The organism is Pseudodesulfovibrio piezophilus C1TLV30 (genome assembly GCF_000341895.1).
Classification (GTDB): domain Bacteria; phylum Desulfobacterota; class Desulfovibrionia; order Desulfovibrionales; family Desulfovibrionaceae; genus Pseudodesulfovibrio; species Pseudodesulfovibrio piezophilus.
In genome coordinates this window covers 525551-547799 of the sequence record NC_020409.1, presented here as the reverse complement: position 1 = coordinate 547799, position 22249 = coordinate 525551, and the positions used below count along the sequence as shown (strand labels likewise).

Here is a 22249-nt window from a genome sequence, read left to right as displayed (position 1 = left end):
CTCCGGAGAGCCTTTCATTTATTTTCCCAATTCTTTACTTCGTTTATATGACTCAAAAATTCCATCCATAATATCACCACGAACAGATTGTCTATCAAAATGCATTAGAGCCCTGATAGTTGTTCCTGCTGGTGAGGTTACCATCTCGCGAAGTTGAGTCACAGAGAAGGAGCTTTCATTGGCTAGAGTGGCAGAGCCTGTAAAGAGGCCTTTTACCATTTCTGTTGCCTGTATTCTGGTTAGGCCAAGCGCCACTCCGGCTTCGACCATTGCTTCCATAAAATAGAAAACATATGCCGGACCAGAACCAATAACACCGGTGAAAGCATCAAACTGTTTTTCTGGGAGGATGTGGACTTGACCTATCCCCTCAAACACAGAAGGTATGAGCTTTTTCATTTCTTCAGTCAGGTCTGAATCTTCCAGGCAAACTGCTGAAACTCCTTTATTAACAAGAGCGGGAGTGTTTGGCATGACACGAACGATCGGGCACAAAGAGTCGGACCATTTTTTTAACTGTGCTTGAGCGATACCTGCACAGATGGAAATAAGACATTTGGAACTATTCAGTTCTGGAGTAATTCTTTTTACCACAGACTCTGCGTGCTGAGGTTTTACCGAAATGACGATTATATCGCATACTTGGGCTAATTCTTGTGCAGACGCTTGAGAGCTCAGCCCAAACTCTTTTCCCAATTCTCCGAGTCTGGTTTCATTGTGGTCCACACCATGCAATTCTAAATCATTGCGAGTGCCCAAACCCCGGATAATGGCTGTTCCCATATTCCCGACACCAATGAACCCGATTCGTTTAGTCATTATCCCACCAATTCATCATCGTTAAAGAAATAGGCTACCTCTATTTTAGCCGTATCCGGACCATCTGAGCCATGGCATGAATTGTTTTGAATATCTATGCCGTAAGCCGCTCGAATAGTTCCTTCAGCCGCATCAGCTGGATTAGTCGATCCCATTAAGGTACGATACTTTTCAATAGCATTTTCACCTTCAAGGCAGCTCACAACAACTGGGCCAGAGATCATATATTCAACCAATTCATTGAAGAAAGGGCGTTCCTTGTGAACTGCATAAAATCCTTCAGCTTGCGGGCGATCCATGTGAATCAATTTCATAGCTTTGACCTTCAGTCCGGTATCAGTGATCATCTTAAGAATCTCAGCGATAAGTCCACGCTCAACTGCATCTGGTTTAATGATGGAAAAAGTTTTTTCGATTGCCATTGAAGCCTCCATTATGTCTTTTTAATCTAATGGCGTGTAATCGCCAGTGAACAAGGTGGGCTATCCGGAAAAATAACCCTAGCACAATAACATGCGGTCGGAAATTTCTGCTTCACCACGCAGCTGTGAAAACCGCAGCAGAAGATCTTCGACCTTGAGATTTTTTTTCTCATCACCGGAAATATCAAGAACAATTTCACCGCGATGAAACATAATTAGTCTATTTCCCATTGTGATGGCCTGGTTCATATTATGAGTGACCATTAAGGCTGTCAGGTTGAGAGATGAAACTATTTCTTCTGTTAAATCGAGAATCATGCCACCCGTTTTTGGGTCTAGGGCTGCCGTATGTTCATCGAGTAATAAAAGGTGTGGGCGGACAAGGGTAGCCATAAGCATTGTTAACGCTTGTCTTTGCCCTCCAGACAGAAGACCTGTTTGCGTTTTGAGTCTCTCTTCAAGCCCCAACTTGAGAACAGAGAGTTTTTCCTGAAAGAACTCACGGTCCTTTTTTTTGACGCCAAAACGCAACCCTCGGCGTTGCCCTCGCTTGAGGGCCATGGCTAAATTTTGTTCTATCGTTGCTCCGGCACAAGTTCCAAGAAGAGGGTCCTGAAATACTCGTCCTATGAGCGATGCCCGTTTATGCTCTGCCCATTTTGTTATATCATGTTCCGCCAGTGTTATAGTCCCAGTGTCAAGTGTAAAAGAGCCAGCAATCGCGTTGAGAAACGTAGATTTACCTGCTCCGTTTGAACCAATAATGGTAACAAAGTCCCCTTTATTGACCTTAAGGCTGACTTCATTCAATGCAGTCACTTCATTAACATCGCCTCGGTGGAAGGCTTTATTTATTTTTGAAATATTGATCATTTCTAGCTCCTGGCCATGAACTTTTGCTTCACTCTGGGCATGACGAGTGCAATAATTACGAGCAATGCTGTAATAAGATTCAAATCACTTGGTGTAATTGCAAAGTCTCCAAGTTTTAGTCCCAAAGCAAGTGCGATAGCTATCCTGTAGAGTACTGATCCCAGAAGAGCTGCGATAAGGGCTCGTGATATTGTCTTATCTCCAAAAATGGTCTCACCGATTATAACGGAAGCGAGTCCTGCAATGATTGTCCCCACCCCCATATTGACGTCAGCCGCTCCTTGATTTTGTGCGACAAGAGCACCCGATATTGCGACAAGAGCATTTGAAAGGCCAACACCAAAAATAATGACGTTGTCAGTGTTGACACCTTGACTTGTAATCATTTGCTTGTTGTCGCCTGTAGCAAGAAAAATTAATCCCTGTTCTGTGTGAAGGAACCATATTAAAAGAGTCACAGCACAGGCACAGATGATAAAAAATAATGCCGGTGTCGATAGATGCGGAAGCAACCCTGTGGTTTCGATAAACCAATCCACGATAGTATCTTGCCCAAGCAAGGTCATATTAGGACGCCCCATGATGCGAAGATTGATAGAGTAGAGTGCTATCATGGTCAGGATGGACGAAAGAAGATGAAGTATTTTGAATTTTGTATTCAATATTCCTGTGATTGATCCTGCAATAAAGCCGGCACAAGCAGCCAGCAGAATGGCCAGTACGGGAGAATAACCTGATGTGATGGCTACAGCAGATACAGCCGCCCCGAGAGGCAAACTTCCATCAACCGTCAAATCTGGAAAGTCGAGGACTCTGAAGGTGAGATAAACTCCAATAACCATAAGTCCGTAGGCAAAACCCTGTTCAATAGCCCCGAACAGTGCATAACTTGTCATTGATGTTCCTGATTTTTATTAACTGTCAATATATACAACGAACCGATATCAAAGAAAAAGGCGCGTTTGCAGCAACGCGCCTTTTATAATGAATCCCATAAATACGCAAATCAAGTGTGTTTTATTGAATAACTTTGGATGCTCGTTTGATAAGATCATCAGGCAAAGTTATCCCCATGGAAGCAGCAGCTGTTTTGTTAATATGCAAATTAAGATCATTGAGAAATTCAATTGGCATATCAGCTGGTTGAATGCCTTCGACTAGGATTTTATATGCCATATCTCCTGTTTGCAAACCCATTTTGTAGTAATCGACTGCAACAGCGGCAATCGCGCCACGTTCCACGGAGTCTACATCTCCTACAATAAGCGGTAATTTGTTTTGCCTACAAACTTTGATAGCAGATTCCAAGGCGGAGATTGCGGTGTTATCGGTTGGAATATAGATAACATCTGTTTTTCCAACAAGGCTTTTTGCTGCTTGGTAAACGCCACTTGAATTAGCTATGGTCGCCTCTTCGAGTTTCAAATGTGATTTCAATATTTCTTCACGCAGTTTTTGTACTAATGCGACAGAATTGGGTTCTCCAGCATTGTAGATAACTCCAACAGATTGAGCACTTGGAACAACCTCTTTGATTAAAGCAACATGTTTATCCATAGGGCTGAAATCGGACATACCTGTTATATTTCGGCCATGTGTATTCTTCAAATCATGGACAAGGCCAGCAGAAACGGGGTCAGTCACTCCAGTAAAGAGAATAGGGCAGTCTTTTATTTTTTGGGCTGCCGCTTGGGCGCCAGGCGTGGCAATTGCAAGAATAAGATCTGGATTTTCACCTCGCATTTGACTGACTATCTGAACATTGGTGGCAGCGTTTCCTTGAGCAATATGGACGTTAGCTGTTACATCCACTCCCTTTTCTTTGAGGCGGTCAAGAAAACCATTGCGCATGGCATCCAGGGACGGGTGCTCAACAATTTGAGTAATGGATATGGTATAATTTTTACCTGCGAATGCACTTGAAGCAAACATAAGTATAGCCAACGTGATCAAAATGATTTTTCTCATGAAAAACACTCCTAATTATATAAAGTCCAAAAAATACATAGAAAATTTATCACTCAAGAATACTTAACTTTAAAAGCAAGGGAGGCCGAATGATACGGCCTCCCTCAGAAAAGGTAAACTCGGAACTCCTAAAAACGGATTTCTTCTTCCTTGATAACTTGAAAGGATTTGTTGCCTTTAACTCTACCCGGCAGTCCATGAAATTTACGAACTCCTTCGACTTCTGCCTCAAGTAATTCATCTTCGTCAGTATCAAGAAGAATAATATCCCCTTCCTGCAAGTAAAGAAGTTGGCGTCCGCTAATAGTAGTCCTTCCCATGCGTACAACCATCTCTACAGGGGTTTCCATAAGCCGTTCTTTAAAACGATTTATCCAAACATGATCAACTTCCAAGCGCTCAGACTGGAATGAGGCATGCAATTTTGATCTGATAGGTTCCATTGTTGCATAGGGGAGGCAAACAATAAGCGAGCCGATGGCATTTTCAAGTTCCACTTCGAAGGTAACTACAATAACAACATCCGACGGAGGGACTATCGCTGCAAATTGTGGATTTACTTCCGTACGAACTAACTCGACATGCACTTCGTGAACAGGTTTCCACGATTCTTCCATATTGGACAAAGCGATTTTAACGACACGTTCAACAATAGCTTGCTCAATGGGAGTAAAATCTCGTCCTTCTACCTTCGGTTGGCTCCCTGCACCGCCGAAAAAGTTTTCAACAAGAGCAAAGACCAAACGCGAATCCACTACCAGTAGAGCATTTCCGCGTAAGGGGTCCATTTTAAAAATGGATATAGATGTTGGTACCGGAAGTGAGCGCATAAAGTCGCCAAACTTTGACATATCAATAGAAATTGGATTGATATCGACACGTTTGCGCATGGTATTTGCGAGGGCATTTGTGCAGAGCCGTGCAAAACGGTCATTAACGATCTCCAAGACAGGCATACGACCTCGTATAATCCTGTCCTGATTTGCAAGGTCAAAAGCAACCACACCAGAATCATCTTCTGGTATTTCAGTCTCTGTCTCGACATCCCCGCCTGAAAGTCCTCGGAGCAGGGCATCAACTTCATCTTGTTCGAGGATTTTGCTCATCTAGGAATCGCCTCATTCATTTAATCCCCTAAGAAGGGGAGGACATATGTCGAAATTTTGAACTCAGTGAAACAACTAGCAAAAAGTAGTCCGTATATATTAATCTCTTCGGCATAAAATTGAATTCACTTAACTATTTGTTACACGCGCTCTGCCAATATGGCAACATTTGCTTATCCAACTGAGCCGTTTTCATCTTAATAAAATCTCAAGTTTTTCTTATCTTTTATATAACATTTTAATATGACAATCAAAATCAAGAAAATGAGCAACTTGCTATTTCCTTTTGAGTCTTAAAAACAAAAAATAACGTATATTTTTTATTGTGGTGGTAGTTGTGACAACGATATAAGTTGAATCATTTTATTTCTGCCCTTGCTCCATTTTTGGAGTGCGGCAAGAGTTTGCGGATACGGATGCCCAATCACAATGGAGTGCCCCTGCTTAAGTGTCACTTTTTCAGCTTTTTTAAGCTGATGGATAATCGCATCAATATTTTTAATGTTATCAATAAAAACATCGCGCTCATAGAAAGGTATACCAACTTCAGAAGCAATTGATTTTGCGACACTTTGAGACGTCGTCAGGCTATCGAGAAAAAAAAGACCTTTTTGTTTAAATTCGGATAACGCTATTTTCATGCCTTTTTTGTCAGAAGTGAAGCGCGACCCCATGTGGTTATTGACACCGATAGCTTCTGGGATTTGAGAAAGATTAAGGGCTATTTGAGCGCGAATTTCACTGGCACTCATCGTAACAAAAAGGGCATCTTCGCCAGGGTTGTACTTGGGATACCCCATGGGTTCCATCGGAAAATGAATAATGAGATCATGTTGGGTTTCACGAATGAGTTTCACTGCTTGACGTGTGAACGATGCATGCGGCCAAACTGCCAAGGTGATCGGGAAATCGAGAGCCACCAACCCATGTAAAACTTTCATGTTCTCACCTATATCATCAATAACGATAACCATTTTAGGGCCAAGGCTTTCCGATTGGCGAGAAAGAGGGACAGGTTTTTTTTCAAATAAAAGTTTATGAGTAGGAAGCCCTTCAATGGTAATCACCAACTCTTGATCATTGGTAAGAGTTATATTTGCATTTGGGGCTTGCTGTTGCAGGTAACCTCTCAATGTCTTGAGAAAGAGAGAGTATTCTGGGGGAGAAGGAAGTTGTAACACTTGGTAATGGAAATTTTCCCCCTCACGCTTGTGTATCTCAACACTGAGAAGATCCAACTGAGACATCGCAATTTTCATGGATTGCATTGTCTTGATGATGCCTAAATCTACAACTTTGACCTGATCTTCCAACGTGAAAGAACTCTCCTCTTCATACACCCGTTGAGTGTACGGTTGTGGCGTCATAACCACCGGTGGAGGAGGCGGAGTTTGGGTCAAAATATGAACAGCGAGCATTACTAATGCGCCAAATGCAGCAATAAACAGCAATATGAGAGGACCGGGCTGATAGAGCTTCCTCAAAAGCTTCTTCAGCCCGGTCTGTTCATTTTTTGTCTCTTCCTGGGAGTGTTCTTCCATGGGAGAAGGGGATCCCTTATTTTAACGCTTTGAATTTAGGAAGACTTTTTACAAGTTCCAACGCCATTCTTAATTGGTTATCCCTTGCGAGTCTGTCGTGGGCCTGTTCAGCATCTTTGTCAGAATGAGGTTTGGTTTTATTGCCATTTTCGAGGTGTCTATTCAAATCTTTTTCTCTGATCGTCAGACGGTCCCGCATCGCTTTCTCGTCATCTTTAACTGGGGCAATAAATGGTATTCTCAAATCGGGGTCAATTCCACGAGCCTGAATAGAACGTCCAGCAGGAGTGTAATAAAGTGCCGTGGTCAATTTGATTCCTGTGCCGTCAGCCATTGGAATGATTGTTTGTACCGACCCTTTACCAAAAGATCGTTCACCAACAATCAGCCCACGTTTATGATCCTGCAAGGCTCCTGCTACGATTTCCGAAGCTGAGGCCGAACCTGCATTAATGATCGTCACCAGAGGGACGCGCACATCATCCGAATTTCGTGCAGCAAAGAAATCTTTTCGATTCTTTGCATCTTTTCCCTGAATATATACGATCGTGCCTTCATCGATAAAAGTATCGGCAACGGAAACGGCTTGTCCAAGTAACCCTCCAGGGTTATTCCGTAAATCGAGGACAATCCCTTTCAGGGTATGTTTTTTTTGATACTCAACAATTTCTTGACGCATATTTTTTGTTGTGGACTCTTTGAATCCAGTGAGGCGTAAATAGAGATAGCCGTCTTCAAGGGATTGAGTTTTTACGCTGATAATAGGAATGGTGCCTCGAACAATGGCAACATCTTCAGGGTGATTTGAATCCTTATGTAAGATCAGCAGATGAACGATTGTTCCCTTGTCTCCACGGATTCTCTTGACTGCATCAAGCAATGTCATGTCTTGTGTCGACTCTCCTTCTATTTCAAGGATAATATCACCTGCAAGAAGACCGGCTTTATCAGCGGGAGTATCTTCAATGGGTGTGACGACAATTATACGGCCTTGATCAAGACTGATCTCGATACCAATACCGGAAAATTTTCCAGCAGTATCTTCCTGCATCCCCTTATAATCCTCAGGCGTCAGGTAAGATGAGTGGGGATCAAGTTGCTCAATCATTCCTTTTATTGAATTGTCAATAAGCTCTTTCCGGGAAATCGGTTTGACATAGTAGCTCTCAACCATGTCAAGCACCTGCGAAAAACGCTTAAGCGCCTCAAAATGACCATCAGTTGCCGCCTGAGTTTGAACAGGGGAAACAGTCAAAGTGAACAGCAAGAGAAAAGTGATCAGCCAGAGCGTAATTCGCATATGTCCTCCCGTAAAACGGAGTGGGTTCAGAGTGGGATGATGCCTTAGCGAAGGGCAGTCAACCAAAGCTTCGGGTTAATTGGTTTTTGATGAAAACGCAATTCAAAATATAGTCCAGGACCACCAACCTTTGGTGAATAGCCTACAACCCCGAGAGGTTCATCTTTTTCGACTTCCTGGCCGTTTCGTACATATGTCTTTGATAAATATGCATAGAGACTGTAATAGTCATATCCATGATACACGATTACAACATGGCCAAAACCTCGTAACGTATCATTATGAACAACTTTGCCCCAAAAAACAGATTGAACTTTTGTATCGGCTGTTGTGCCGAGCGTCAGCCCTCTTCTTGGTGGCTTGGATTGAAGATTAAAGGAACTGAGTAAATGTCCGTGAACGGGCCATGGAAGTGCTCTTTTGTAGAGCGTGAATTTCTTATTTTTTTGTGATTGAAGTTGGTACTTTAATTCTTCTATCGTTGCGAGTATCTCATTGAGTTCAGACTCAATAGTTTGTTTTTTTCGACGCGTCTTGCTTAAATTCTTTCGAAGAATATACTTGTTCTTCAGTAGGTTGTCTTTATTTTTATTTATCTGAGATAATTGGGTTTCGGCTTCTTTTTCAAGAAGTTGTTGTCGTTCAAGGTTATTGCTGATCTTATCTGAATTCAGTTGGGCTTCATCCATTTTTTCCTGAGTTGCTCCATACACACATGCCAACCAGTTAAAACGGCGATCAAACATATCCCAACTTTGCACTCCTTCGAAACGAGCACGAATATTTTGAAGATGTATGGGCCATAAATACTTCATTAGACTGGATAATTCAGTTTTTATTTGAGCCTTTTCTGCCTCTAGGATAAAATGATCACTTCGTGCTTTTTTTTCATTTTGTCGAATTTGTCTCAGGATTCTCTCTTGTGAGGATATTTTGCTGCTCAAGCTTCTTATACCATGCTCTATACTACTAAGCTGTAAAGATATTTTGCCGGCTTGGCGAGTAAGTTCCTTGACTCTCACTTCTTTGTCATCAGCTTTTTTGTTTTCTTGCAGGAGTGTTTTATGAAGCGTTTCTCCTGTCTCCATAGCATGGGAAGTGAATGGTAATAAAAACAAGAAAAGAGCAAATGGCAAATAAATATTTTTCATTAATTCAGACAAAAAGAAAAGGTTGGAGCGGGCATGAATCACAGACCCCGACTTTTTTTTTGCACCATTGTTTACCAGTCCTCACGATGAGTGCATGGAATTCGTTGTAAACTGACACATCTTGGGGGAGGGAGTCCATGAAAAGAGCCTGTAGTTCATGATAATCAATTCCATCGTGAACAAGATCATGTCTGTGCAAAATCCTTTGTGTATATGCATCTACTACAAAAACAGGCAGTTGAAGAGCGTAGAGCAAAATGGCATCCGCTGTTTCAGGCCCTATCCCATTTACTCCTAAAATTTTTGGACGGATATCCTGAATTTCTTGTGAAGCCAAGTTTTCGATATCGAAACTTGCCTCAATATTAAGAAATTCGAGAAAGTTTTTAATCCTTCGAGTCTTTATATTGTAATATCCCGCTGGATGAATCAAGTTTGATAATTCTTCGAAGGAAAGGGAATACATTTTCTCCGGTGTCAGGTTGCCCGTTTTTTTTAGATTGCCAAGGGCCTTTTCAACGTTCTGCCAGTTTGTATTCTGAGTTAGGATAGCGCCGATTGCAATTTCAAAGGGCGAGTCACCAGGCCACCAATGACTTGGCCCGAGTTTGTCTCTCATTGCGTGGTAAAGTGATATGAGCGTGGCGGCCTGTCCCATCTTAGTTCTCCACAGTCTCCCAAACAAGACAAGACCATTCTCCTTCAATGAAGCGAGCAGGTGTTCCTATATTATATCTTTCATACGTTTCAGCCACAGCATCTGCCTGTTTTTCGGTGAGTATCCCTGAGAGAATCAAGCTCCCACCTTTTTTTATATGAGGTATGATGTCTGAGGCCATTTCTATCAATGGTCCAGACAAGATATTAGCAACGATCACATCATAATTGATGTTCCTATCCAGAGAGTTGATGCTGCCAACTGCAAGTGTTAATTTTCCGCAGACCTTATTGTTTTTTACGTTCTCTTTCGCACAAATAATAGCCTGTGGGTCAGTATCAAGGCCAAGGCCAGTAAGTCCCAATTTACCAAGTCCAATCCCCAGGATTCCTGATCCAGTACCAAGATCAAGAAATGTCTGGTCAGAGTGCAGTGCTTTTTTATTCCATAGATTCCCTATGGTTTTCAAGCAAAGGGCTGTCGTTGGATGGTGACCTGTTCCAAATGCCATTTTAGGTTCAATAATAATATTTTGAGAAGTTTCTGTTCCTTGACTTTTTAACCAAGGGGGGAGGATCGTAAATGTTTTCCCACATGTGACCGGTGTAAAAAAATCTTTCCAGGCTAAAGCCCAATCTTCCTTTTTTTGTTCTGAATGGAGAATTTCAGCGTCTGGAAAATGGGATTCAAATTCTTTGACTATTTCAATTCCCAAAATATGGTCTTCAAGAAACAAAGTCATTCGCCTCCCCTCTGCACTCGGAGTTTCCTCCCAGCCATGGGGAACCTTGGAGGAGATGAATATTCCCGCTTCATCTGCCTTGTCTTCAGCGATTGTAAATTCAATTTTAAATAATGTAGACATCTTTGCTTGCTCCATAAAAGCGAGAGGGGGCCAGGAATTTTGATTCCTGACCCCTGGTTGTGCTGGGGAAATTAGAAAACCGTGTCCATAAAGGACCCTTTCCCAGTATATTGTGCATCCTGCAGAGTCGTTTTATTATCCTGTTTTTCAGCCAAGTTTTTAGTGAGAGGAGAGATTGCAAATTCGTCAGGAATATTGAATGTAGAATCAACATTTTCTCGGTCATCATCCCGTGTGGGAAGAGTGCCACTCAGGGATTCAATGCCTACAATATTGCTCATATATTCACCACCTCACGTTTCAACTACGCGTACCCGTTGCCGTGGTCAAGGTCGGCTATGTTTCAGATTCCTCAAGAGCTGCATCCAATGCAGCAATAAAGATATTAATATCTTCATGTGTAATAGTTAAAGGAGGAACAAGACGCAGAATTGTTCCTTGAGTCAAATTGCATATAATGCGTTTATTCAAAAGAGATTTCCATATTTCAGAACCATTGAAAGCCAACTCAATTCCAAATAAAAGCCCAAGACCTCTGGGGCCTATAATCTTTTCCGGGTACTTTTGTTTAAGTTTAAGTACTTGCGCGCTCAAATACTTTCCCATTTCAAAAGCTCGCTCGGAAAGTTTTTCTTCCAGCATGATATCTATTACTTTTGCTGCCACAGCAGAGACAACTCCGCCTCCACCAAAGGTGGTAGCATGTGATCCCGGTTCAAATGCTCGGGCGACTTCATCCCTGCATAGGACAGCCCCCATTGGCAGTCCATTTGCCAGCGCTTTTGCCGATGTAAATATATCAGGTGTAATTCCATAATGTTGGTGCGCCCAAAAACGGCCTGTTCTGCAAAGTCCTGTTTGAACTTCGTCAACAATAAGAAGAATTCCATTTTCTTTACAGAGTTCGCTAATATCTTGAACAAATTCAGAAGAAAGAGGGCGCACACCACCTTCACCCTGAACCATTTCAATCATGATAGCCGCAGTTTTATCACTTACAGCTCCTCTCAATGCATTGGTATTTTCAAAAGGAACGGTAATGAAGCCTTCAGGAAGAGGATGGAAGCCTTCCTTGATAGGCCCAGCTTGACCTGTGGCAGTCAAAGTAGAGAGAGTCCGGCCATGAAAAGATTTTTCCAAGGTAATGATTTCGTGTCGGTTTTTACCTTGAATTGTATGCATATACTTTCGTGCCAGCTTTATAGCACCTTCATTGGCTTCCGCTCCAGAATTACAGAAGAAAACTTTGTCTGCTGCACATGTGGAAAGGAGCTTTTCAGCAAGTTCTAATTGCGGTTCTTGGTAAAAAAGATTGCTCACATGGACAAGTTTTCTGGCCTGTTCTGTCATGACATCCGCAAGTTCTTCTCGGCAATGCCCCAGGCTGCAGACTGCTATTCCAGCCAGGAAATCAATATACTCTGTATTTTCTAAATCGTATAATCTACAGTCTTCTGCTCTTGCAATGGCTAAAGGATATCTACCGTATGTATTGCAGAGCAGATTGGACTCTTTTTCTTTTATTGCATCAAATTTACTTGTCATCTCAAAACTCATTTTTTTGAGGAATACTATAATTTCCCTGTTGAGCCAAAGCCGCCTTCACCTCGTTTGGTGGAGTTCAACTCTTGCACCGGGTTGATTACAGCTTGGAATATGGGCATAAAGATCATTTGTGCGATGCGCTGGCCGCGCTTAATTCGTCGAACTCGATCAGAAGTATTGAGCAGAGAGACCTTTATTTCTCCTCGATAATCAGGGTCAATGACGCCCACTCCTTGACTAATCGTGAGTCCTTCTTTAGTCCCAAGGCCGCTTCTTGAAAAGATATAAGCAGCAACACTTTTCTCATGAATCTCAATAGAAATTCCAGCAGATATGGCTGCTTTTTTTCCTGGAGCTATCTCAATTTCAGATGACTTCAAGCATGCTCTCAGGTCAAGCCCAGCTGAGAATTCGGTAGCATACTCAAGATCATAGTCAGCCCACATGTCATCTATAAATTTAACATCCACATCAATTTTTCTCATACAGTAAAATCCAATCCTTGTGTTTGATTGGTAGTTATTGTCCTAAAGCCAGGCTCTGTCAATTCCTCTCATTTCACAGTCTTTCAAAAAAGTTGTCGAGTTGACCCGACAAAATATCAGTGTCCAAGATAGAATCTTTGTTTCCAGCAACGTATAAAGATGTCATTTGCCAATCTACAAAAGGGTGTTCTTTTTTTAGAATGAAACAAGAACTTATGATAAAATCAGCTTGAAATTCGAAAGATAAACACGGGAGCGATGAGGTGATGAAACTGTTTTTTCGATACTAACAACTTTGTTTAAGTTCATTTATTCTAGATTGTTATACATACTATTGACAGCTTTCTTTTGGACGTGCAATGTTGTTTTATCGTATATGTTGTGTACATTTTGCTCGATTGTAAAAAAAGGCTCAAGGTTATACCTGTAAGATAAGTTTTTATTACTTTTTTGGCGAAAACAAATGAGGTGTTTGCTTTGCTGCTTCAACCAGCCAATAAGAATTACCATGAATTTTGCATTGATAGAGACAAAGAGCTCTGTATCAATTGCAAGGTTTGTATAAGGCAGTGTTCTTATGATGCTCACTTTTGGGATGAAAGCAGACAAAAAGTGACGCATAACAACGCCCTCTGTATAGGCTGTCATCGTTGTGCAGCTTTATGTCCAACCGCTGCTTTAAGTATTCGAAATACGCCTTCCGGTTTCAGGGAGAATAGTCTCTGGAGGGCAAATTTTTTGCAAAATATTTATAAACAAGCAGAAACAGGCGGAGTTCTTTTGGCGGGAATGGGGTCTCCTGTCGATATCCCGGTTTACTGGGATCATATGCTGCTAGATGCGAGTCAAGTCACCAATCCTTCCATCGATCCACTTCGAGAGCCCATGGAGTTGAAAACTTTTCTTGGCGCAAAGCCTAAAAGGGTGACTGTTTTCCAAGGTAAAAACGGGAACCCGTCGCTTAAAACAAAATTGGCACCACAAATTGAGCTATCAATACCTATCATGTTTGCGGCCATGAGTTTTGGAGCTATCAATTTCAATTTACATAGAGCTATGGCGAGAGCTGCGACTGAAACCGGTACAGCTTACAATACGGGTGAGGGGGGACTTCACCAATCTCTCTACAAATACGGTAAGAATACGATCGTACAGGTTGCATCTGGGCGTTTTGGGGTTCACTTGGATTACCTTAAGGCTGGTATTGGCATTGAGATCAAAGTCGGACAGGGAGCAAAGCCCGGAATTGGAGGGCATCTCCCCGGTGAAAAGATCAATGATAAAGTTTCTGAAACGCGTATGATTCCTCTTGGATCTGATGCAATTTCACCAGCACCGCATCATGACATATATTCAATCGAAGACCTTCTTCAGTTAATATATGCTTTGAAAGAAGCCTCTGAATACAAAGTTCCCATATCTGTCAAAATCGCAGCTGTTCATAATGTGGCGGCTATTGCATCTGGGATAGCTCGAGCTGGAGCAGATATTGTCACCATTGACGGGATGCGAGGCGGGACTGGCGCGGCTCCGGCAATGATTCGTGATAATGTCGGGATTCCCATTGAACTTGCTTTAGCTCAGGTAGACCAGCGCCTGAGAGACGAAGGAATCAGACACAAGGTTTCCGTCGTTGCCGCAGGGGGAATTCGTTGTTCAGGTGATGTGGTCAAATCTATCGCATTGGGAGCGGACGCCGTTTATATAGGGACTGCTACTCTTGTCGCGGTGGGCTGCACGCTTTGTGGCCGGTGCTACACAGGAAAATGCCCATGGGGAATTGCAACAAATGATCCCCAATTATCCAAAAGACAAAATCCAGATATTGCCGCAAAAAGACTCACGAACCTGATACAGGCCTGGGGACATGAAATAGAAGAAATGCTAGGTGGAATGGGGCTTAATTCTATCGAAAGCCTCCGAGGTAATCGTGACAAGTTACGTGGGGTAGGGCTGTCTGATACTGAACTTGATATTCTTGGTATTAAACATGCCGGTCGTTAAACGGGTATGACCGGATGTGCACTGAGTTCATTAAATTTAAGCTAAAACTTCAAGAAAAAAAACAAAAAGCAATTTGTTGTCGGTACGCCGGATGTTCTTTTGTGGCCCGATGATTAAAAAAAAATTGGAATCCTGACGTCGTTGAAGTTGATTAAGAAAAAGTCTTTTAATGCAGAGATGCAAAAGAGTAAAAAATGAAAGCACCTGATAAATACCATGATTTTGAAAAGGACATATCGGGCTGCGGTGTTTTTGGAGTCATTCACAAAAAAAGGGGGCTGATTTCGGGAAACATACCGATTGCAGCGATGAAATGCATGCATGACCGGGGCAATGGACTTGGGGGAGGTTTTGCAGCGTATGGGATCTACCCGGAACACGCAGATAAATATTGTTTTCATCTCATGTATGACAGCAAAGCCGCAATAGAAAAGGTTGAGAAGCTGTTGCGGACATATTTTGACATGCATTACTTCGAAGCTATTCCGACCAGAAAAAGTCTTGCAATAGCAAATCCTCCTCTCTTTCATCGTTATTTTGTCACCGTTTCAAACAACCTCATCAACGAATTTTCTCATTTAATTGAAGAGGATTATATTGTTGCTGTGGTTATGAAAATCAATACGTCTTTTCCAGGAGCCTTTGTTGTTTCAAGTGGGAAAAACATGGGTGCATTCAAAGGGGTAGGTTTTCCTGAAGACATAGCAGATTTTTTCCGCCTCGAAGAATATAATGCATATATATGGACAGGGCATAACCGTTTTCCAACCAATACACCTGGGTGGTGGGGAGGTGCCCATCCCTTTACAATTCTCAATTGGTCTATAGTGCATAATGGTGAAATTTCCTCTTATGGTATCAACCGTCGCTACTTGTGTGAGCATGACTATCTCTGCACAATGATGACAGATACCGAAGTCGTGGCCTACGAACTTGATTTATTGATACGCAAACACGGTCTTTCTTGGGAAATGGCTGCAAAATGTTTTGCTCCTCCCTTTTGGGATGAAATAGAAAAAATGAATTCCGAGGATAAGGAGCTTTATACTCTTCTTCGCACGACGTATGGGTCAGGAATGTTGAATGGGCCTTTTGCCATTCTTGTTGCTGATAATAATCGTTTGATGGGGTTAAACGACCGCATAAAATTACGGCCACTTTTGGTGGCTGAAAAAGATGATATGGTTTTTATGTCAAGTGAAGAGTCAGCTGTACGGGATGTTTGTCCCGAATTGGATAAAGTCTGGATGCCCAAGGCTGGAGAACCAGTTATTGTTAATCTGGAGAATTGAAATGCAGAATAAAAGAGATGAACGAACCCTTGAGGCAGGGCAGATATATTATAAACAATTCAATGAAGAGATCAGAAATTTGGTTAAAGACGGAGTTACTCAATTCACTATAAAAAATTGCCATGGCCAGCGCTATATTGGGATAGCAATGGAAGGAGACCTTGTTTTTGATATTTATGGAGTACCCGGTCAAGACTTAGCAGCATTCATGCGTGGTCCCTATATACGCGTCCATAACAATGCTCAGGATGGAGTGGGAAATACCATGGATGGAGGACGCATCGTTATTGAGGGGTTAGCCGGAGATGTTCTAGGCTATGCCATGAGAGGAGGAGAAATATTTGTTCATGGAGATGTCGGCTACCGTGTCGGCATCCACATGAAAGCCTATCTTGAACACCAACCCAAAATAGTTATAGGGGGGAAGGCTGGAGACTTTCTTGGTGAATACATGGCTGGTGGAATTATTTTGCTCTTGGGCATGTTTTCTGGTAAGCCTGATGCGCCTGTTGCGGGACGAAGTCTTGGAACAGGAATGCATGGTGGCGTAATTTATGTCCGAGGAAAAGTTCATCAAGAGCAACTCGGGTCTGGTTTGCACGCGCAACCGGTCGACTCTGAAGACCTTAAAGTCATTAAAGAGCTTACCAATGAATACGCCAAAGAATTGAAGCTGGACAGCAAGGAAATTTTAAGCGAGAACTTCGTGAAAATTCGTCCGTTCTCGCATAGACCGTATGGTAACTTGTACGTTCCCTGCTAATCGCTGACGACAAACATTATTACCCTGTCTGGAGGAACTATGTTCTTCGATTCCGTAGCCTACGCGATGGCCCCTCCTGCTGGTGGAGCCGGGGCCGAGGCTGGTGGACTGGCTGGCATTCTAGGTGGTCCGCTGCCGATGCTCGTGCTTATGTTCGCCATCTTTTATTTCCTTCTCATCCGCCCTCAGCAGAAGAAGCAAAAACAGCACAAAACCATGTTGGAAGCCTTGAAGAAAGGCGACAAAGTATGGACCAATGGTGGTATCCTTGGCATGATTGTTGATATTGATGGTGACAATCTCACACTTGAGATAGCCAAAGGTGTCAATGTTGTTATTAAGCGCGGTTTTGTTGCCGACAAAGACGGCAAGCCCGCAGCTGATGTAAAGAAGTAGGCTTGACAACCCGGAAATAGGACTTCCGTGCGGGCCGGACCACATATATGTGGACTGGTCCGCGCTTGTGTTTAATGAAGTTCTACCTTTTTGGTTGCAACATGTTTGTATCATAGGAGTTTTCATGCAGAGTCTGCGTTGGAGAATCATTATAACCCTGATTGTTCTGGCTCTTGGATTGGCATATGTCTTGCCTTCTGTTCCAGGCGTATCCGGTTCACCGCTCGGCAAAATTCTGCCGGGTAACTCCGTTAATCTTGGTCTTGATCTCAAAGGTGGTATACATCTGACACTTGGTGTGGATATGGATACTGCCATGCATAATAATCTTGCTCGGCTGGGAGATGATCTCAAAGCTTCAGCACGTGAAGATGAGATTTTTGTTTTACGTCCCAATGTGGTGTCGGATAGTCGCATTGAAATTGTTCTCTTGAAGGGTGACCAGCAGAATGCTTTCGAAGAAGCTGTCAAGGATAAAAGCCCTTTTGATATAGAGTCGATGGACCCCATGGATGATGGCAAAGTTAAATTTATTTTATCTGTATCGCCTCAGTACCGTAAGGAAATTGAAACTCTGACCATGGATCAGGCCATCAAGACAATTCGAAACCGTATTGATCAATTCGGTGTGGCGGAACCAGATATTCGTAAACAGCAGGGGAATCGCATCCAGGTGCAGTTACCAGGGTTGCAAGATCCTGAACGAGCTATCAAAATTATTGGCCAAACAGCTCATCTTGAGTTCAAAATGGTTGATGATACAGCGGACATCGAAAAAGCAACGAAGGGAATCCTTGCCCCAGGGCGAGAGCTTTCCGTTCTCATGAAAAGGCAAGCCAACGGGAGCTATTCCGAAGACCCGATTGTCCTCAAAAAAGACGCTGTCTTGACTGGTGAGTATATTACCGATGCCAAAGTTAGATTGGATTCGTGGAACAAACCTTATGTTGGAATCTCATTCAACAGCAGGGGAGGCTCTATTTTTGCTAATCTGACCGCTGATAATGTTAATAAACGGATGGCAATAGTTCTTGATGGCAAGGTCTATTCTGCTCCTGTTATTCAGGAAAAGATTGCTGGTGGACGTGCATCTATTACCGGTCAATTTACCCGTGAAGAAGCTCGAGACCTGGCCGTTGTTCTCCGTGCTGGTTCCTTACCCGCACCAGTCGTGATACTTGAGCAACGTTCAGTCGGACCATCTTTGGGACAAGAATCAATTGATAAGGGAATCATGTCTGCGGCTATCGGTATGGCACTGGTTCTTGGCTTCATGATTTTTTATTACGGTTTTGCCGGTTTCGTGGCCGATGTGGTTTTATGCCTCAACATTATGCTCATTCTGGCAGGATTGGCAGTTTTTGGAGCAACATTAACACTCCCTGGCATTGCAGGAATTATTCTGACAATAGGTATGGCTGTTGATGCCAATGTTATTATCTTTGAAAGAATACGAGAAGAATTAAGGCGTGGTCTGACAGCTCGTGCAGCAATTGCTGAAGGATATAGTCGTGCGACGCTGACAATCATGGATGCCAACGTAACAACAATCATTGCGGCTATTATTCTGTACCAATTCGGAACAGGGCCGGTGAGAGGATTTGCAGTCACGCTGACCCTTGGCATTCTCACCTCCATGTTTACGGCCATTTTCGTGTCGCATATACTGTTCGACGTTTACACTAAAAGCCGCTCCGAAAGCACTAAGCTGAGCATTTAAGGGGACGATTATGGGACTTCAATTAATCAAACCCAATACCCATATTGATTTTATTGGTATTAAAAAGATCGCTTTTCTTCTTTCTGCCATCTTTATTCTTGCAGGTCTTACTTCATTGGTTCTTAAAGGTGGACCAAAATATGGTATTGATTTTGCTGGAGGTATGATCGTTCAGGTTAAAGTGGACCATACAACAGATGTCAATGAGTTAAAGGGTGCCTTGAAAGGAGTTGAACTTCCTGGGTTGGTTGTTCAAACTCTTGGACTTGAAGGGGATAATGAATATCTCATCCGTACTTCCACTTCTGAAGTCGCTTCTCAGGAAGTTAGAAAGCACATTTCTAATGCTCTTGAGAAAAACTTGAATGGAAAGGGATTTGAGATACAACGTTTAGAGATGGTCGGTCCTAAGGTCGGAGCGGATCTTCGTAGTAAAGCGCTTGAGGCTCTTTTTTACGCAGTTCTGATCATTGCCGTCTACATCTCAGGACGATTTGAGCAACGTTGGACTGTCGCGGCAATTATGGCCGCGGCGCTTGGTGGTATCATCTATGGAGTAGGTCTTACTGGGCTGGATATGGCGTGGTTGACCATTATTGCACTTATCGTCACCGTTGGACTCTGTTGGTATTTAAAACTCAACTACGCACTCGGTGCTGTTGTCGCTCTCATTCATGATGTTACCATTACTGTTGGTATTTTTTCCATACTTGGTAAGGAATTTGATCTGACAATTATTGCTGCTCTCTTGACGATTATTGGTTATTCTCTCAACGATACGATTATTGTCTTTGATAGAATCCGTGAAAATGATACCGATACAAAACGGTCTGGATCATTTGGAGCGGTTATCAATAAATCTATCAACCAGACTTTGTCTCGTACTATCATGACATCTTTAACAACACTTCTTGTTGTTGCGTGTCTTTATGTGGTTGGAGGCAGTGTCATCCATGACTTTGCACTTGCTTTGCTGATTGGTGTTGTTGTTGGTACATATTCCTCAATCTTTGTTGCGAGTCCGATTCTTATGGGATTTGGTCCAAGTGAATCGGCAAACGAATCAATATAACAGCCAAATACAATCTTAGAAAAGGGGACATGCCTGATGGCTTGTCCCCTTTTCTTTGTCTTGGAGTTTTTAGACTTCAAGCCAAAGATCGTAAAGTGAAAAAGTTATTGAAGTTCGATCAATTCTGAAAATGGTAAATAAAAGGAAGGCATCGAATCTTTAAGTTGAACGCCAGTTTTCCGCAACATATAAGCCTTTTCAAGTAAATAAGAGAGCTTTTGAACTGCAGCTTGATGAGTCATCCCTCCTGGTCGGATATTTGATATACAATTCCTAACCTCATCTGTATTACCAACTTTTGGAGCATACGTTAAATATATTCCCATAGAATTTGGCGCACTCAAGCCGGGACGTTCACCTATAAGGACAATAGAAAGAGTTGCATTCAACACAGCTCCAATTTCATCGGCAATAGCTACTCGACCATAAGTTACCAGGCATACCGGAGCAAGTGTGAGCGGTGTTTCTTTTAGGGTGTTCATAAATTCTGTAAAAAAAATCAGGCCATTTTCATGAATAGCACGCACAGATAAACCGTCGCAAATGATGAAAGAAATATCACATTTTTTTGGAGCGTTCTGAATTACTTTTTCTAAAGATGCTGTATCAAGTTGTCTCCCTAAATCCGGGCGCGTCAAATATTCATTCCTGTTCTCAACCTGACTTTTTAATGAAATACATGAATAACCTTGGCTCTCAATTTTTCGGATTAATGTTTCTCGTTGAAAACTCTTGTGCACGGCATCCTTAGCTTGAGCATGAGCAAGTTTGAAAGCAAGGCTCTCTTTCAAGGGAAGGCTTGTCCCACAACGCCCAAGGCTAATTCTGGCATCGGTAAATTTTTTCAGGGAATCCCAATTGTCAGCTGTGACAATTTTTTTTTTGCTGGTCATATCTTTAAGTAGCTCAACAAAACGCATCAGGCAGAGCTAAAAACTGATTCGTTTTTGCAAGTGGTAAAAGGGTTCCAGTGCTATCATAAATTCCTATTTTTTCTAACCACTCTTCAAATTCAGGGGCTGGTTTTTTATTGAGCAGCTTTCGAAGATAACAAGCATCATGAAAAGATGTTGATTGATAATTGAGCATAATATCGTCAGCACCAGGTATTCCCATGATGAAATTGCAATGTGCTGTTCCTAAAAGTGTCAGCAGGGCATCCATATCATCTTGATCTGTCTCAGCGTGATTTGTGTAACAGATATCCACCCCCATCGGCAGCCCCAGTAGTTTGCCGCAAAAATGATCTTCTAATCCAGCTCTGATGATTTGCTTGCCATCATATAAATATTCAGGGCCAATAAAACCGACAACTGTATTGACGAGGAGAGGATTAAACTTGCGAGCTACAGCATATGCTCGAACTTCAAGTGTCTGCTGATCAACACCGTGATGAGCATTTGCCGAGAGAGCACTTCCCTGTCCTGTTTCAAAATACATGACGTTATTTCCAACAGTCCCTCTCTGAAGAGAGAGTGTCGCTTCATAAGCTTCCTGTAGTAGATCAAGCGTGATACCAAAACTCTTATTTGCTTTTTCTGTTCCGGCAATAGACTGAAAACAGATATCAACCGGTGCTCCTCTTTTGATCGCTTCCATTGTGCTGGTGACATGGGTCAACACACACGATTGGGTTGGGATATCGTACTGATTGATTATTGAATCGAGCATATGAAGAAGTCGAGTTGTACTTTCAAGGTTATCAGTCGCTGGATTGATCCCAATAACAGCATCTCCACATCCATAGCACAGACCATCAAATGTCGAAGCAGCTATCCCCTTGAGATTATCAGTAGGGTGATTCGGTTGCAATCTTACAGAAAAAGTACCCGGAAGGCCTATAGTATTCCTGAACCCGGTTATGACTGAACACTTAGAGGCAACAAGAACAAGATCTTGAAGACGCATCAATTTGGATACTGCTGCAACCATCTCTGGGGTCAAACCGGGAGAAAGTATTTTGAGTGATTGAGCGTCTACTTCATCCGTAAGTAACCAATCTCTTAATTCTCCAACTGTAAAACCCCGAATTTTCTTGAAAGCAGACTTATCATGTCCATCAAGAATCAATCGCGTAACCTCATCATCTTCATAAGGGATGACGGTTTCATTTAAAAATCGTTTGAGTGGCACTTCAGCCAACTCCATTTGAGCTCGAATCCGTTCTTCTTCCGTTCGGGCTGCAATACCGGCCAAAATATCCCCTGAACGTAAGGGGGAAGCAAGGGCTAGAAGAGTTTTCAGATCTTTTCTGACTTTTATCACATGG

Annotated in this window: 22 protein-coding genes; 6 read left to right on the top strand and 16 right to left on the bottom strand. The window is 42.5% G+C overall.

Features of this window, described 5'->3' with window-relative positions; translation table 11 throughout:
• Positions 1-18: 18 nt before the first annotated feature.
• The 14 genes from proC to dut form a co-directional block, all read right to left on the bottom strand.
• Positions 19-819 (bottom strand): pyrroline-5-carboxylate reductase, encoded by an 801-nt coding sequence (gene proC, locus BN4_RS02680; RefSeq protein ID WP_015413811.1) that lies wholly within the window; start codon positions 817-819, stop codon positions 19-21.
• On the bottom strand, positions 819-1241 hold the full coding sequence (gene ndk / locus BN4_RS02675; RefSeq protein WP_015413810.1) for a nucleoside-diphosphate kinase: 423 nt from the start codon (positions 1239-1241) through the stop codon (positions 819-821). The genes proC and ndk overlap by 1 nt, the downstream gene beginning before the upstream one ends.
• Positions 1242-1319: 78 nt before the next feature.
• Complete coding sequence (locus BN4_RS02670) at positions 1320-2114, bottom strand: ABC transporter ATP-binding protein (RefSeq protein WP_015413809.1); 795 nt, start codon at positions 2112-2114, stop codon at positions 1320-1322.
• Positions 2115-2116: 2 nt separating this feature from the next.
• The gene (locus tag BN4_RS02665) at positions 2117-3010 is read right to left on the bottom strand and encodes an ABC transporter permease (RefSeq protein WP_015413808.1); all 894 of its coding nucleotides are present in this window, start codon (positions 3008-3010) and stop codon (positions 2117-2119) included.
• 121 nt (positions 3011-3131) lie between these two features.
• Complete coding sequence (locus tag BN4_RS02660; protein ID WP_015413807.1) at positions 3132-4082, bottom strand: ABC transporter substrate-binding protein; 951 nt, start codon at positions 4080-4082, stop codon at positions 3132-3134.
• A gap of 128 nt (positions 4083-4210) precedes the next feature.
• Entirely contained in the window at positions 4211-5188 is a 978-nt protein-coding gene (fliM, locus tag BN4_RS02655; RefSeq protein WP_015413806.1) for a flagellar motor switch protein FliM, read from the bottom strand.
• 320 nt (positions 5189-5508) lie between these two features.
• The gene (locus BN4_RS02650; RefSeq protein WP_015413805.1) at positions 5509-6729 is read right to left on the bottom strand and encodes a divergent polysaccharide deacetylase family protein; all 1221 of its coding nucleotides are present in this window, start codon (positions 6727-6729) and stop codon (positions 5509-5511) included.
• Positions 6730-6745: 16 nt separating this feature from the next.
• Complete coding sequence (locus tag BN4_RS02645; RefSeq protein ID WP_015413804.1) at positions 6746-8029, bottom strand: S41 family peptidase; 1284 nt, start codon at positions 8027-8029, stop codon at positions 6746-6748.
• Positions 8030-8073: 44 nt separating this feature from the next.
• Positions 8074-9180 carry a murein hydrolase activator EnvC family protein gene (locus tag BN4_RS02640; protein ID WP_041720101.1) on the bottom strand — a complete coding sequence of 369 codons (1107 nt, stop codon included), beginning with the start codon at positions 9178-9180 and terminating at the stop codon, positions 8074-8076.
• Positions 9181-9184: 4 nt separating this feature from the next.
• A complete protein-coding gene (locus BN4_RS02635; protein ID WP_015413802.1) occupies positions 9185-9838 on the bottom strand; it encodes an endonuclease III domain-containing protein in 654 nt (217 codons plus the stop codon).
• Position 9839: 1 nt separating this feature from the next.
• On the bottom strand, positions 9840-10703 hold the full coding sequence (gene prmA / locus BN4_RS02630) for a 50S ribosomal protein L11 methyltransferase (RefSeq protein ID WP_041720100.1): 864 nt from the start codon (positions 10701-10703) through the stop codon (positions 9840-9842).
• A gap of 71 nt (positions 10704-10774) precedes the next feature.
• A complete protein-coding gene (locus BN4_RS02625; protein ID WP_015413800.1) occupies positions 10775-10984 on the bottom strand; it encodes a hypothetical protein in 210 nt (69 codons plus the stop codon).
• 55 nt (positions 10985-11039) lie between these two features.
• Positions 11040-12248, bottom strand: coding sequence for an aspartate aminotransferase family protein (locus BN4_RS02620; protein ID WP_041720099.1), 1209 nt, complete (start codon positions 12246-12248; stop codon positions 11040-11042).
• A 26-nt stretch (positions 12249-12274) separates the two neighbouring features.
• Positions 12275-12733: a dUTP diphosphatase gene (dut, locus tag BN4_RS02615; RefSeq protein WP_015413798.1), complete on the bottom strand. Its 459-nt coding sequence runs from the start codon at positions 12731-12733 to the stop codon at positions 12275-12277.
• 477 nt (positions 12734-13210) lie between these two features.
• On the opposite strand from dut, the gene BN4_RS02610 reads away from it, so the two are divergent.
• From BN4_RS02610 to secF, 6 genes are all read left to right on the top strand, one after another.
• Positions 13211-14737 carry a glutamate synthase-related protein gene (locus tag BN4_RS02610; RefSeq protein ID WP_041720098.1) on the top strand — a complete coding sequence of 509 codons (1527 nt, stop codon included), beginning with the start codon at positions 13211-13213 and terminating at the stop codon, positions 14735-14737.
• A 194-nt stretch (positions 14738-14931) separates the two neighbouring features.
• Entirely contained in the window at positions 14932-16029 is a 1098-nt protein-coding gene (locus tag BN4_RS02605) for a class II glutamine amidotransferase (protein WP_015413795.1), read from the top strand.
• A gap of 1 nt (position 16030) precedes the next feature.
• Complete coding sequence (locus BN4_RS02600) at positions 16031-16792, top strand: GltB/FmdC/FwdC-like GXGXG domain-containing protein (protein ID WP_015413794.1); 762 nt, start codon at positions 16031-16033, stop codon at positions 16790-16792.
• Between the two features lie 39 nt (positions 16793-16831).
• On the top strand, positions 16832-17188 hold the full coding sequence (gene yajC / locus BN4_RS02595) for a preprotein translocase subunit YajC (RefSeq protein ID WP_015413793.1): 357 nt from the start codon (positions 16832-16834) through the stop codon (positions 17186-17188).
• Positions 17189-17312: 124 nt separating this feature from the next.
• The gene (gene secD, locus BN4_RS02590) at positions 17313-18908 is read left to right on the top strand and encodes a protein translocase subunit SecD (protein ID WP_015413792.1); all 1596 of its coding nucleotides are present in this window, start codon (positions 17313-17315) and stop codon (positions 18906-18908) included.
• Between the two features lie 10 nt (positions 18909-18918).
• Positions 18919-19980, top strand: coding sequence for a protein translocase subunit SecF (gene secF, locus BN4_RS02585; protein WP_015413791.1), 1062 nt, complete (start codon positions 18919-18921; stop codon positions 19978-19980).
• A 104-nt stretch (positions 19981-20084) separates the two neighbouring features.
• On the opposite strand, the gene eutC is transcribed toward secF, so the two are convergent.
• A complete protein-coding gene (eutC, locus tag BN4_RS02580) occupies positions 20085-20873 on the bottom strand; it encodes an ethanolamine ammonia-lyase subunit EutC (RefSeq protein ID WP_041720097.1) in 789 nt (262 codons plus the stop codon).
• A gap of 13 nt (positions 20874-20886) precedes the next feature.
• The gene (locus BN4_RS02575; RefSeq protein ID WP_041720096.1) at positions 20887-22245 is read right to left on the bottom strand and encodes an ethanolamine ammonia-lyase subunit EutB; all 1359 of its coding nucleotides are present in this window, start codon (positions 22243-22245) and stop codon (positions 20887-20889) included.
• Between the last annotated feature and the right edge of the window lie 4 nt (positions 22246-22249).